Annotated in this window: 10 protein-coding genes; 3 read left to right on the top strand and 7 right to left on the bottom strand. The window is 61.9% G+C overall.

What is annotated here, in order from left to right:
- Positions 1-187: 187 nt before the first annotated feature.
- Positions 188-1,000, top strand: coding sequence for an isochorismatase family protein (locus ACRQDJ_RS01640; protein ID WP_284889419.1), 813 nt, complete (start codon positions 188-190; stop codon positions 998-1,000).
- 42 nt (positions 1,001-1,042) lie between these two features.
- Here ACRQDJ_RS01640 and ACRQDJ_RS01635 read toward each other — a convergent pair whose 3' ends face one another.
- The 5 genes from ACRQDJ_RS01635 to rsmI form a co-directional block, all read right to left on the bottom strand.
- The gene (locus ACRQDJ_RS01635) at positions 1,043-2,008 is read right to left on the bottom strand and encodes a helix-turn-helix transcriptional regulator (protein WP_284889421.1); all 966 of its coding nucleotides are present in this window, start codon (positions 2,006-2,008) and stop codon (positions 1,043-1,045) included.
- Between the two features lie 214 nt (positions 2,009-2,222).
- Complete coding sequence (locus tag ACRQDJ_RS01630; RefSeq protein ID WP_284889423.1) at positions 2,223-3,827, bottom strand: YfcC family protein; 1,605 nt, start codon at positions 3,825-3,827, stop codon at positions 2,223-2,225.
- An 18-nt stretch (positions 3,828-3,845) separates the two neighbouring features.
- Positions 3,846-4,805, bottom strand: a complete 960-nt coding sequence (gene arcC / locus ACRQDJ_RS01625) for a carbamate kinase (RefSeq protein WP_435717750.1) — start codon at positions 4,803-4,805, stop codon at positions 3,846-3,848.
- A gap of 121 nt (positions 4,806-4,926) precedes the next feature.
- Positions 4,927-5,922 carry an ornithine carbamoyltransferase gene (gene argF, locus ACRQDJ_RS01620; RefSeq protein ID WP_284894963.1) on the bottom strand — a complete coding sequence of 332 codons (996 nt, stop codon included), beginning with the start codon at positions 5,920-5,922 and terminating at the stop codon, positions 4,927-4,929.
- A gap of 278 nt (positions 5,923-6,200) precedes the next feature.
- The gene (rsmI, locus tag ACRQDJ_RS01615) at positions 6,201-7,100 is read right to left on the bottom strand and encodes a 16S rRNA (cytidine(1402)-2'-O)-methyltransferase (RefSeq protein WP_320757248.1); all 900 of its coding nucleotides are present in this window, start codon (positions 7,098-7,100) and stop codon (positions 6,201-6,203) included.
- 62 nt (positions 7,101-7,162) lie between these two features.
- Between rsmI and ACRQDJ_RS01610 the strand changes: the two genes are divergently transcribed.
- Both ACRQDJ_RS01610 and ACRQDJ_RS01605 read left to right on the top strand, forming a co-directional pair.
- Positions 7,163-8,932, top strand: a complete 1,770-nt coding sequence (locus ACRQDJ_RS01610; protein ID WP_435717749.1) for a dolichyl-phosphate-mannose--protein mannosyltransferase — start codon at positions 7,163-7,165, stop codon at positions 8,930-8,932.
- Positions 8,933-9,068: 136 nt separating this feature from the next.
- Positions 9,069-10,706, top strand: a complete 1,638-nt coding sequence (locus ACRQDJ_RS01605) for a S1C family serine protease (RefSeq protein WP_284903723.1) — start codon at positions 9,069-9,071, stop codon at positions 10,704-10,706.
- Between the two features lie 221 nt (positions 10,707-10,927).
- Here the strand turns inward: ACRQDJ_RS01605 and ACRQDJ_RS01600 are convergent, their stop codons facing one another.
- Together ACRQDJ_RS01600 and ACRQDJ_RS01595 are read right to left on the bottom strand one after the other, a co-directional pair.
- A complete protein-coding gene (locus tag ACRQDJ_RS01600; RefSeq protein ID WP_284903721.1) occupies positions 10,928-12,118 on the bottom strand; it encodes a cobalamin-independent methionine synthase II family protein in 1,191 nt (396 codons plus the stop codon).
- Positions 12,119-12,728: 610 nt separating this feature from the next.
- The gene (locus ACRQDJ_RS01595) at positions 12,729-13,526 is read right to left on the bottom strand and encodes a hypothetical protein (RefSeq protein ID WP_435717748.1); all 798 of its coding nucleotides are present in this window, start codon (positions 13,524-13,526) and stop codon (positions 12,729-12,731) included.
- Between the last annotated feature and the right edge of the window lie 159 nt (positions 13,527-13,685).

The following is a 13,685-nucleotide window of genomic DNA, read 5'->3' as shown; positions in this document are numbered from 1 at the left end:
TTCTACTAGCGTGCCGGCGCGCGTGCCCGCTGGTTGGCTAGCAAGCGCGCCCACTAGCTGGTTACCACGCGCGCCCGCTAGCGCGCCCGCATCCCCGCGCCTAAACTATAAGGGCGCGGCGCCACCATTGCGAAACCAGCCGGCCGCCGCGCACCGCGTGATGACCCGCTTCATCAGGAGGATGACTATGGATGAGACCCGCGCACTCATCATTGTTGACGTGCAACCCACATTCTGCGAAGGCGGCAGCCTCGGGGTAGATGGCGGTAACGCCGTTGCCGAACGCATTGCAGATTTTGTCACCGATAACGCCGAGGAATACGCTCTCATCGCCACCACCCAGGATTGGCATATTGATCCGGGCCCGCATTTTTCCGAGAACCCGGATTTTGTGGATAGCTGGCCGCCGCACGGCGTGGCCGATACTCCGGAGGCGGAGCTGCACGAATCCATCGCGGCGCTTCCTATTGACGTGCAGTTCAAGAAGGGCCAGTACGCCTCCGGTTATTCCGGTTTCGAGGGCACCGATCCGCAAGGTAATCTACTCGAGGACGTGCTGCGCACCGCCGAGGTCACGGATGTGGATGTGGTGGGTATTGCCGAATCGCATTGCGTGCGCGCCACCGCCATTGACGCGGTCCGTAACGGTTTCCGCACCCGCGTTTTTTCCGACCTCACCGTACCCACTTCCCCGGAACTCGGGGCCGCGGCCCGCGTGGAGATGGACGAAGCGGGCGTCGAGCAGCTGCAATCCTCGGAGGCCTTCGGTTTCTACGAAGAGTCTGAGGTTCCGGATGAATTCGATGATCCGTACGACGACGCCGCAGCTGGCGAGGAGGAACTCGAGAACCTCGATGAGGATTACGAACTCTACGAGGACGATGATTTCGACGACTACGCCGACGAAGACGAAGATATCGACTTTTCGGATGAGGTCAATGAGGCCGATTTCGATTTCTCCGATATCGACTACCGCCCCGGAATGGACTCCGCGAAATAGCGCGGGTGTACCAGCCGGCCCGCGAGACCCGCGAGCGGCCCGCTAAACCGAGCGCCAGAAGTCTTTGACCAGCTCTTCGCGGTTAGCCACCTGGCTTTTCTTGAGGATATTGTGCACGTGCACCTTCACCGTGGAGGGCGATAGATAGAGCTCGGTGGAAATCTGGGAATTTGTTTTCCCGCGCATAAGGTAGCCGAGCACTTCTTCTTCGCGCTTCGATAGCCCCCGGGCCTGAGAATAGAACACCAGGGAGGATTCGATGAAATCCTCCTCCAGGTGATTAACGGTTTCCGGGGGCCGGTCGAAGTGGATGCGCAGCACCCGCACCCCGAAACGCATCACGTGGATCACCCAGCAGATGTACATGAGGTTTTCCAAGAAATTGCGTTCAGGAAGGAAGGCCAGCGCAGAAGCGCTATCCGCGTGGGGAGCCACGAGGAAAATAAAAGTTATATTCCAGGCGAAGGTTCCCAGTACCGCCACCCAGGTAGCAACGTAAAGCCAGCGGTGGCGGCGCTGGCGGATCTTCTCCACCCCGGTGGTGGCATGCAGATAATTCCACGTTGCCACGCTGAGGATCCCGATCACCACGATGCCGCGCATGGAGAAGAACACGAATTCCCGCCAGGCCGGATCGGGAATCAGCAAAGCCCCGGCACTGCCCACAATAAAAATCCCTGCCGGGATGAGGGTGCTGTGCCACTCCACTTTCGCTTCCGGTTCCGTCATGAAAGTGGCGTAGGTCAGCCAGATCAGCCCCATGAGCAGCGCCCCCAGGGTGATGGATTCCAGGGGCGCGGTGATGTGGTAGACGCTGTCAATATTGCGTGGATGGGTGAAGTCCGTGCGGGCCACGGTTGCGACGTCGAAAAAATACACGAGGAAAAGGGCGGCGCAACATACAAACATGCGACGGCGCGAAACGAGATAACACGCAAGCGCCGTCGCTGAACCCATGAGGATAAAGAGTCCCACCATCCAGGTGTAATAAAACAGTCCTATCGTCATTGCATAGCTCCGTTGCCTTCACCACGCGATTCCGCCACGGTTGCCCGCCACGCGGGATCGCGAGCGCGAGTGTCTCGCGCCACACCGTCACATTATAAAAGCATTAACCGCCACGCCGAAATGCCGGGCCGGCGGAATGCACGCTGCGGCCCCGGCGGTACCACGCCCGCCGGAGCCGCGCGTTTCGGCTATTTTTTAGCCGTATTCTTCGCGCCTACGCGCCGTAGATAAGCACCTGAGCCACGCAGGCCACCCCGCCGAAGCCGAGTACGAAGAGCACCATCGGCCACACGAAGCGGAACCAATGCTGGTACTTCATATCGAGCATCTGCAGCGTTGCCATGACCAGGCCCGTGGGTGCCAGGAAGAGCATCGCGTACTGACCCCATTGATACGCACAAACGATGATCCACCGCGGGATACCCACGGCGTCGGCCAGCGGCGCCATAATCGGCATGGCCAGCACGGCCAAACCGGAGGAGGACGGCACCACAAAACCGAGCACGAAGAAGATCAGCAGCATAATGATGATGAAGAGCGGGCCGGACATCCCCGAAACCAGGTTCGTTGCCGAATGGAGCAGGGAGTCGGAAATGAGGCCGTCGTTCATCACGATATTGATGCCGCGCGCCAGCCCGATGATGAGCGAGACGCCCACCAGGCTGGAGGAGCCTTCAATGAAGGCGTCCGTCAGCTGTTTCTCATTGAGCCGGTCTTTCCCGAAGAGGGAAATCGCCATGACCGCGATGGTAATGGTGAGGAAGGAGGCCGCCATGGTCGGGAACCACCAGCCCATGGCCATAACGCCCCACACCATAATCGGGAAGGCGGATACGAAGAGAACGAGGATGATTTTCTTCTGCCAGTTGAAGGCGGGAACATCATCGGCGTGGGTGGTCATCGCCCACTGCTTCTCGAAAGCTTCGTGATCTTCGTAAACATAGGACTTCGTGAAGTCCTTCTTAATCATTTTTGCGTAGCGGTGCAGGTACCACACCACCACGATGGCGCCCACGATACAGCCGCCCACGCGCCAGATAATGCCATCCGTGAAGGGGATACCGGCGGCATTGGAGGCGATCACCACGGAGAAGGGGTTGATCGTAGAGAAGGTGGTTCCCATGGATCCGGCCAGGAAGATCGCGCCCACGCAGATAATGGAGTCGTATCCCATAGCCAGGAATATAGGCACCAGGATCGGGTAGAAGGCCACCGCTTCTTCTTCCAGGCCGCACAGCGATCCGCCTACCACCATGAAGACGGATACCGCGAAGACGAGGAGGAATTCGTGGCCTTTAGTTTTCTTCGTCAGCGCGATCAGCCCTGACTCGAATGCACCTGTTTTTCTCACCACCCCGATGAGGCCGCCGAGCACGAAGATGAAGACCATAATGTCCACCGCTTCGATCGTGCCGTGCACCATGGCGACCGGAATATCGGCGACGCTGGCCGGATTCTGCTCGAGGGACTCATAGGATCCCGGCACCGAGATCGGCTTATTGAGGGCCCCGGAGGTGAATTGGGAGAGGTCAATATCCATGCCCAATTCGCTCAGGGTGTCCTGAGTGCCGGGGTATTCCTTGGTTTCCCCCTGCGGGCTGAGCACGGAGAAGGTGCCGGTATCCGAGCTGTAACTCAGCTTGGCGTAGGAGCCGGCCGGCACCAGCCACGTGGCGATAGCCGCCACGATGGTCAGGAAGAAGAGAATCGTGAAAGCGCCCGGGATGGTAATACCGCGCCGCTTCTTGCGGGGTGTTGTTGTGCCGGTGTCTTCGTCGGCCCCATTGCCGACGGGGGCATCGTTTGTGCGTGTTGTCATGATGGTAGTCCTTCGGACTTAGGCGATGATCGCGGTGCCGCTCTCCCCGGAAATACCCTGTTCGGCCTTTTCCAGAGAGGTAATAATGGCGCGTTTGCCGGCCGCTCCGTCCACGAATTCGAGGCAGGCTTCGACCTTGGGCAGCATGGACCCGGGGGCGAATTGTTCTTCCTCGATGTACTGGCGGGCTTGAGCCACGGTCATCTCGGGCACATCGCGCTGCGTGGGTTTGTTGAAATCAATGGCGACCGCGTCCACGGCGGTGAGGATGAGGAGAGTATCGGCGTCGACCTCCCGCGCCAGCAGCGCGGCGGTGCGATCCTTATCGATGACGGCCGCGACTCCGCGGTATCCCGAACCTTCCTTGACCACCGGGATGCCGCCGCCACCGGCCGCGATCACGATGGTGCCGGCCTCCACGAGCGAGCTAATAACATCGCGTTCCACGATGGAGACGGGGAGCGGGGAGGCCACCACCCAGCGCCAGCCGCGCCCGGCATCCTCCACGTACTTGTTTCCGGTTTCCTCCATGAGGACCCGGGCCTGTTCCTCGGTGAAGAAAGCCCCCACCGGCTTGGTTGGGCGCCCGAAAGCGGGATCTGCGGCGTCGACCTCCGTTTGGGTGACCACCGAAATAACCGGGCGGGCAATCTGCCGCGCCGCGAGTTCGGCCTCGATGGCCTGCTGGAGGTGGTAACCAATATAGCCCTGGGACATGGCACCGCATTCGGCGAAGGGAATCGACGGTGTTTCCCCGGCGGCCGCCGAATTATCTGTTGCGACCTTGATCATGCCCACCTGCGGACCGTTTCCGTGGGTGACAACGACGTCATTGCCGGCTGCCACCAAATCCACGATGGACCGAGCGGTTTCCTTAATAAGTTCCAGCTGCTGCTCCGGGGTCTTCCCGAGCGCATTGCCGCCCAGCGCGACCACAATTTTCTCGCCGGCGGTGTGGATATTTTCCTGAGTCATCATCTGTCCTTTTCACGCGCGGGCGACGCGCCGTGGGGTGGCTCTGCTACCTGCAGCCAGCTCCCCCGGCATCGTCGCCCGCGCTTATCTCGGCACGGCCGCGCGGGCGCGTGCCTGAACCCTCCTAGGAGAGGGTCGCGTACATAACGGCCTTAATGGTGTGCATGCGGTTCTCCGCTTCATCGAAGACGCGCGAACGCGGACCTTCGAAGACCCGGTCTTCCACTTCCATTTCCGTCACTCCGAACTTCTTGGCGATTTCTGCGCCGATAGTGGTGTTCGTGTCATGGAAGGAGGGCAGGCAGTGCATGAAGATCGCTTCCGGATCTGCCTTGTCCATGAGTTCCTGGGTGACGCGGTAAGCTTCCAGCTCCGCGATACGCGAGGCCCATACCTCGTCCGGTTCGCCCATGGATACCCAAATATCGGTGTAGATCACGTGGGCGCCAGCCGCGGCAGCCGCGGCATCTTCAGTGAGCGTTACGCTGCCGCCGGACTCCGCGGCGAGTTCCTTGCAGGTATCCACCAGCCACTCTTCGGGCATGCGATCCTTCGGGCCGCATGCCACGAAGTGGAGACCCAGCTTCGAGCAGACCACCATAAGCGAGTTCGCCACGTTATTGCGCGCATCGCCGAAGAACACGAACTTCTTGCCCTTAATGCCGTCCTCAAAGTTTTCCTGCACGGTGAGGATATCGGCGAGCATCTGGGTGGGGTGGAAGAGGTCGGTCAGGCCGTTCCATACCGGCACCCCGGCCTTGGCGCCCATTTCTTCCACGAGTTCCTGGGAGAAGCCACGGTATTCGATGCCGTCGTACATGCGGCCAAGCACCCGGGCGGTATCCTCAATGGATTCCTTCTTGCCCATCTGGGAGCTGCCCGGATCCAGGTAGGTCACTCCCATGCCCAGGTCCATGCCGGCCACTTCAAAGGAGCAGCGGGTGCGGGTGGAGGTCTTTTCGAAGAGCAGCACAATATTCTTGCCTTCGAGGTAGCGGTGCGGGGTACCGCTGAGCTTAAGTTCCTTGAACTGCGCGGATAGACGCAGCAGGTAGCGGATTTCATCGGGCGTAAAATCGAGCAGCTTGAGGAAGTTGCGTCCGCGGATATTGACAGCCATTGTCGTTCCTTTCCTTGCGCGGTCCGTGGTCCCGTTCGGGCAGAGCGGCCAGCGGTAACGGGGTCTTCTTTGGCCCCTGGGATCACTGTTGGCTGTCCAACCCGTACCCGCCTCGCGGCGAGAGGATCATGTCCCGGCCCCGGTTCCCCGGGGGTTGTTTTTACTGTGCATGATCTGGGTCACGCGCGCTAGGAAAATCCGGGTGGAGCGCGGGTGGAACGTGGTTTAGCTGCGTTTTTCAGGTCCTAAACCCCACTAAACCCGCATATTTTCGCGCTTTAATCGCCCTCGTTGAGCGCGGCGCGGTAGAGCTCATTCGTGCGCAATCCGGTGCGAGCGGCCACGAAAGCTGCGGCGTCTTTGCGGCGCAGGCCGAGCTGACACAGTTCGGCGACGTCGCCCACGGCCCGCGTGCGCACCTGTTCTTCCCTTTCCGCCGCGCTACTTCCGGTTACAACGACGACGATTTCCCCGAGCGCCCCCGCTTCGAAACGCCGCGCGAGTTCGGCCAGGGACCCGCGCACGATTTCCTCGTGCGTCTTGGTGAGCTCCCGGCATACCGCCGCTTCGCGCCCGCCACCGAAAGCGGTGACGAAATTGGCGAGGGTGGCACCTAGGCGGCGCGGGGATTCGAAGAAAATCATGGTGCGTTCTTCGCTGGCCAGAGCCGCGAGCGCGGCGGCCTGCTCCCCGGTTTTACGCGGAAGGAAACCTTCGAAAGTAAAACGGTCAGTGGGAAGACCCGAAGCGACGAGCGCGGTGAGCGGAGCCGAGGGGCCGGGAACCACCGTCACGGGAAGACCGGCGTCGCGTGCGCGTACTACCAGGCGAAAACCGGGGTCGGATACAGAGGGCATACCCGCATCACTGACCATGAGCACCCGAGCGCCCCCGCGCGCCAGGTCAATGAGGTGGGCACCGCGTTCGGCTTCGTTATGTTCGTAATAGGAGAGCACCTGGGCGCTCACCTCAATGCCGAGGCGCGCGGCGAGCTGGTAAAAACGCCGGGTATCTTCCGCGGCCACGGTGTCGGCCCGCGCAATTTCGGCGCGCAGACGCGGGGAAGCGTCGGCGTCATTTCCGATGGGTGTGGCGGCAAGAACAATTCCCGCGTGCTGACTTTCGTGCTGATCGGGGTGGTGGCCTTCGTGCTGTCCCGCGTAGTGACCTGTGCTCATTCTGCTATTCTGCCACGCGCAGCACCACGGCGCGGACGCCTAGTTATCGATAGAATCCGCACGTGAGCGAAAAACGAAGCGAACCCATCGGGCACCTCCCGCGCGAGTGCGCGGAGCGCTATGAAGACGAGCTACGCGGCCGGCTCGGGCTGGCCCCGCGCGGATTAGAGTGGCTCACCCGCGGGGAAAAACGCCTGGGGTGGTGGATCACGGGAGCGGTCACGCTTATCGCCGCCCTCACGCGTTTCTTCCGCCTGGGATTCCCCGACCGCCTCATGTTTGACGAAACCTACTACGTCAAGGGCGCGAATTCGTTGCTGCGCCTGGGCTACGAGGTGGATTGGCAGGGCGGCACGGAATTCGACGCCGCTTTCGCCGCCGGCGACTTCTCCCACACTTCACCGGCCGGGGACTACGTGGTTCATCCCCCGCTCGGGAAATGGATCATGGCGGTAGGCCAAGCACTTTTCGGGGAAACCTCCCCCGTCGGCTGGCGTTTTATGGTGGCGCTGGCCGGTACCCTCGCGGTGGCGCTCCTGGTTCGCGTCGCCCTGCGCCTCTTCCTCAATCCGTGGCTGGCCGGAGTGGCCGGCATCGCGATGGCCCTGGACGGCATGGGCATCACCCTCTCTCGCATCGGAATCCTCGATAACCTCCTCGCTTTCTTTGTACTGGCCGGATTCTGGACGCTGCTGCGCGACCGCGATTGGACCCGGGAGCGCCTGGCCCACCGGGTGGCTTTTGGGCCGGTGCGCGCGGACGGCCGCCCGGCCGCCTGGGGCCCGCGGGTCTGGTGGCGCCCCTGGATGCTGGCCACCGGAGTATTCCTGGGGCTGGCCTGCGGGGTTAAATGGTCCGGTATTTACGCCGTGGCGGTTTTCGGTCTGGTGGCCTTCTTCTGGGGCATGGCGGCCCGCCACGCGGTGGGCCTGCGCCTGTGGGTAGGCGCGGCGGTTTTCCAGGAAGGAATTCCGGCTTTCGTGCATCTGGTTCCCACCGCTGCCGCCACCTATGTAGCTTCGTGGTTCTCCTGGTTCCGCGATAGCCGTTCCTGGGGGCACGGCTGGGCGGCGGGCGTGCGCGAGAGCACCCCGGAGGCCCTCCCCTTCCCCTGGCTCCCCAATTCCTTCAACGATTTGGCGCACTACCACAGCCAAATGTGGGATTTCCACAACGGGCTCTCCACCCCGCACACCTACCAATCCTCGGTCTGGCAGTGGTTCGTGCAATGGCGCCCGGTCTCGTTCTGGTGGCCCACCTCCGAAGAAATGGCCGGCCAATGTCCGAGCGGCGAGCGCTGCGTCCAAGCGGTCACCTCGGTGGGCAACCCGGTGGTGTGGTGGCTGGCGCTCCTCGCCCTGGTGGTGGTGCTCTGGGTGGCTTTCACCCGTTTCGACTGGCGCGCCTGGGCAATCCTCAGCGGCTACCTCGCCATGGCCGCGCCGTGGTCGCTGTACATGGACCGCACTATTTTCCAGTTCTACGCCGTTGCTTTCCTTCCCTTCGTGGCCCTCGCCCTCACCTACGGCCTCGGCTATATCACCGGCGCGCTGGGCGCCCCGCACGCGCGCGGGAACGGGAGCGTGCGTGCTGATAGGTACGACGACGCAGCCTGGGGCCACGCGGACTTTATCCGCGATGAGCCTCCTGGTGTATGCGCCTATCCCGTGCGCTGGTGGCGGTGCCGGATTAGCCGCCGCACGCTCGCGGCGTGCGGCGCCGTCGTCGTTCTTATTATTCTGGCGGCGCTGTTCTGGTACCCGATCTGGACCGGGCAAACGGTTTCCTATGAGTTTTGGCGCCTGCATATGTGGCTGCCGTCGTGGATTTAGCGCGGCGGGCAATGCTCGCATTTTCGGACAACGTTCAGAAACTTTCCAGAATCGGCGGGCATGCTACCCGGTGTGACCGGACCACCGCGGCAGCCGTGGCGGCGGCTAGGTGCGGAGTGAGGAAAGGACGTTTCACATGACAGACGAGTGGCGTAATGACTCGGGCGATCCGAGCGCGCAAGCTGGCGGGACCCAACCGGGTGGCACGCAGGCAGGCGGCACGCAATCGAATAGCTACACGAATGCGTATCACTACCCCAGCGCCCCCTCCGCCGGGCACGCTTCCACCGCGGGCAGCGCCTCGGCCGCGGCTAGCAGCTCAAACGCGAGCGGCACCCCGGGCGCGAGCAGCGGTGCCGCGCACTACGGGTACGCTTCCGCGCAGCCGCCCTATCCGGGCAGCTCAGCAGGGAACGGCTCAGGCGGGTACTCGGGAGGTTATTCCGGAAGCTATCCGGGCTCGTACCAGAGCGCTTCGCAAGGCTCCTATCAGAGCGCATTTCCCGGGGCGTATCAGGGTGGGTACCAGGGCTCCTACCAGCAACCTGGCTACGGGTACGGCTATGGCCCCCAATTCGGGGCCGCGCCGGCGCCGGTCAAGCGGCGTTCGAAGGGTACCACCGCCATTCTCGTCATTATCGGAATGGTAGTCGCGCTGCTCGTGGGTACCGGGGTAGGGTATTTCGGCCTGGCTCCGGAACCGCAAGCGAGCTCCCCTTCCGTCAAGGATCCTTTTAGCTTCCAATATAACGACGGCCTGACCGCCCCGAATGACGGACGCCAGCAGGGCGGAGCGGAACCGTATATGCCGATTCCGCGGGATTTCCCCACCCAGCTGCCCGGCGGTAACCACGGCGCGGACGGGCCTATTGACCGCGGTGAAAAGGTAAGCCCGGCGGGCGTGGCCATTATTAATGCGCGGATGGGCTCCGGCATGGGGGCTGGCAGCGGGATTGTGCTGACCGCCGACGGCCAGGTGCTCACGAATTACCACGTGGTGATGGGATCGGATGCCATCCAGGTGGAGATTCCCGCGGCTGGGAAAACCTACGCGGCCAGTGTTATTGGGCATGACGAGAAGCGCGACGTCGCCCTATTGCAACTCAAGGACGCCTCCGGGCTCACCCCGGCAAAAATTGCTAGCACCCCCGCCAAGCAGGGCGATAAGGTCAGCGCCGTGGGCAACGGGCGCGGGCAGGGCTATCTCACCGAGATTAAAGGTGAGGTAACCGGGCTGGGTATGGACGTGCGGGTGGCCACCGAGGACGGCCTGAGCTTTGACACCCTCAAGAATATGATCGTCACCGATGCCGATGTGGTCCCCGGATACTCGGGCGGGCCCATGATGAACGCCCAGGGTGAAGTGGTGGGGATGAATAGTGCCGCGTCGCAGGGCACCACCTCCGCGCAGGTGTACGGTTTCGCGATTCCCATCGAGCGGGCGCTGTCCATTGTGGAGCAGATTCGCGCCGGGAAGAGCGACGATAATGTGACCGTGGGCAAGAATGCGGCCCTCGGGATTACCGTGGGGCTCAGCGAGCAGGGCGGGGTGACCGTGCTGGCCGTCGGCCCGAATTCCGGGGCGGCCAAGGCCGGCGTCAAGGAAGGGGATACGATTCTCAGCCTGGATGGCCAATCGGTTTCCAGCCCGGCGCAGGTGGCTAAGCAGGTGCGCACCCACAAGGTCGGGGACACCATTACCCTGGAGATTTCGCGCGGCGGCGGTACCCCGCAAACCATCGAGGTGACGTTGGGCGAATCGCCGGTGAACTAGCGGGAGGTGGCGCGGCCGGTATACCGGAACTGATACCGGGACGGGGCCGCACTCCGCATAAAACTGGACCACCGCGCGCCGCTGGAATCTCGCGGCTAAATACCAGAAGGGGACCTGAACAGCTTCTGCTGCGCAGGTCCCCTTCGGTGTTCCACAGGGAGCGGCGTGCCGCTCCGGTACTTCAAGGCGCGGGGATCATTAGGCCCGCTGCCCTGGAGACTTTACTTCGAGGCGAGGCGGGCGCCTTCCACGAGCGTCTCGAGCTTCGCCCAGGCGATGGACGGGTAGATGCGCCCACCCAGCCCGCAATCGGTGGAGGCGATCACGCGCTCGGGGCCCACCAGCGAGGTGAAATGCTCGATGCGCTGGGCCACCAGCTCGGGGTGTTCCACCACGTTCGTGGAGTGGGAAACAACGCCCGGGATAAGAACCTTGTCATCCGGGAGGGTGATATCTTCCCAAATCTTCCATTCGTGGGCGTGGCGCGCATTGCCCGCTTCAAAGGTCAGGCCCTGTGCCTTCACCTTCAAACACAGGTCCACGATGTCGCGGAAGGGAATATCGGTGGTGTGCGGGCCGTGCCACGAACCCCAGCACACGTGCAGGCGCACGAGTTCCGGATCGATGCCTTCCAGCGCGTAGTTGATCGCTTCAATACGGCGAGCCACCCAGGTGCGGTAATCGGCAACCGCCGGTTCCGGATTGACCTGGTCCCAGCCTTCAGCCAGCGAGGGATCGTCAATCTGGACGGTCAGGCCGGCATCGGTGATGATCTTGTATTCCTCGTGGAGGGCATCGGCCATCGCGGTGAGGACTTCATCTTCCGACTTGTAATACGTATTGGAAATACGCGCCGCCGACCCAGGAGACAGCGCCGCGATGAACCCGGAAGAAGCATCAAGCCCGTTGGCCTTGAGTGCCTTGAGAGTAAGGTCGACGTCGCGCTGAGTTTGTTCGGCACCGATGTAGGTCACGGGGCCGGTGATGGTGGGCATGGCCACTTCCTGGCGCTTAGCCTGGTGGATTCCCGATTCCGGATCCGTGTAGGCATCCTTGAACCGCTGCCAATCCCGGCGCTGGTCGAAGGGAACGAGCTCGACCGCTCCCCCGCCCGCGGTGGCCGCCGCGTGGAATTCGTTATCCGTGAATTCCAGCCCGCCCAAGCGCGAGAAGGAGTACCACCACCAGGAACCGTAATTGGTTACTTCGGTCATGACGTGACCGTATTCGCCGTCGTTAATAATATCGAGGCCGATGTCCTTCTGGCGTGCAACAACGCCAGCAACTTCGGCGTCGAGCTTTTCTTTGAATTCAGCTTCGCTAATCTGGCCGTTCTGGTGCGCTTCGTTGGTAGCGCGCAGCGAATCGGTACGCGGGAGGGAGCCGACGTGGGTGGTCTTGATCTTCGTCATATTAATATCCTTTATGCTGGGTGTGGTGATGGAGATCGGTCCGACTCAGCGTATCCCATCAACGATACGACGCCGCAGCGGCGGGTGCTCAGTGAGACGTAACGGACCGGGGCGAGATGTCCTCGCGCGCGGAATCGCCCGAAGGCCAAGTGGAATCCGCGCTAGCCCAGCATTCGCATTCGGGCGGCGGGCATCGTCATGGCAGAGCGAGGATCAGTGAGAACCATGGTGCATCCTTTCCGTCCGAATCGGGGCGCCGGGGCCGTGCCGCCGGCAGTGTTACCAGGTGATGCCCCGTGTGGGCATCCACCTCCAGTAGCCTAGAGGGAATTATTAAGCCACGTCAAACTATTGACCACTATATGAGATGAGGGTTATAGGTTGGGCTATAAGGCCAGGTGCTTCAGCAGCTCGATGCACATAACAGGCCCGGCTTACAGAACCGGCCGGACACGCGGTACCTGCCAGGTATACAGAATCTGCTAGAGATACAGAATGGGCCCGGGTAAAAACCCGGACCCATTCAGCGTGAAACGATGAAACAGTTGAGGATGAATTACCTAGTGGCAACCAGCCTCGGAACTGTTGTTAGTGCCAGAGGCAGGTTCGCTTAGGCAAACTTGCGGTAGGCAACGAAGGCACCACCGGCCAGCAGGAGCAGAGCAGCTCCACCGGCAGCCGCACCGGCGTCAACACCGGAGTTGGCCAGCTTCTTACCTTCGGCCTTCTTGGCTTCCTTCTTGGGGTCAGCCTTCTTTTCAGCCTTGGGATCAGCCTTCTTATCGGCGCCCTTCTTCGGCTCAGCCTTCGGGTCAGCCTTAGGATCGACCTTCTTGTCGCCGTCCTTCTTCGGGTCAACCTTGGGGGTTTGGCCCTTCAGAGCATCAAGAGCCTTCTGGGCGGCATCCAGTTCGGCAACGGCCTTGTCGTAGGCACCCTGAAGCGCCTCAACACCCGGGAAAGCATCAAGGGCTTCTTCAGCGTAGCTGAGGGTACCCTTCTGAATGTCGATGTAACCCTGGATGTCAGCGATATCCGTCTTGATATCTTCCACCGCGCGGAGACCGGCAACGCCAGCCTGTGCGGTGTTCATAGCCGTCTTAGCATCGGCCATAGCCTTCTGGAGAACCTCATCGTTCGGGTTGGCTTCGAAAGCCACGCGAGCCTTGTTGTAATTCTCCTGGGCGGTAGCCAAAGCCGCGTAGGCAGCCTCAGCCTTCTTAAGTTCCTTGGGAAGTTCAGCCTTAGCGACCTCAAGTTCGGTCAGCTTGGCCTTCGCGTTCGAGACGGCGATCTCGAGCTTCTCAAGCTTTTCGGAAGCGGCCTTCAGCTCAGCTTCCGCGGCAGTAACCTTCGCCTTGGCGTCGGCCACAGCCTTTTCAGCCGCCGTGGTATCGGCAGCGGTCACCTGGGGTGCATCAGGCGCGGCAGGAGCAGCGTAAGCTACACCCCCCCCCCGCGGCGAGCATCACACCAAAGGTAGCGCCAGCCACAATCTTCTTCAACTGCATGTCTACTCCTATAAACGTATGTCCATGGCATGCCTACCTCAGAAGAGCCCTTTTAC

This window comes from Actinotignum urematis, assembly GCF_051264595.1.
Taxonomy (GTDB): Bacteria; Actinomycetota; Actinomycetes; order Actinomycetales; family Actinomycetaceae; genus Actinotignum; species Actinotignum timonense_A.
Note: the sequence above shows the minus strand (reverse complement) of the source record. Positions and strands in the feature narration are given on the sequence as shown.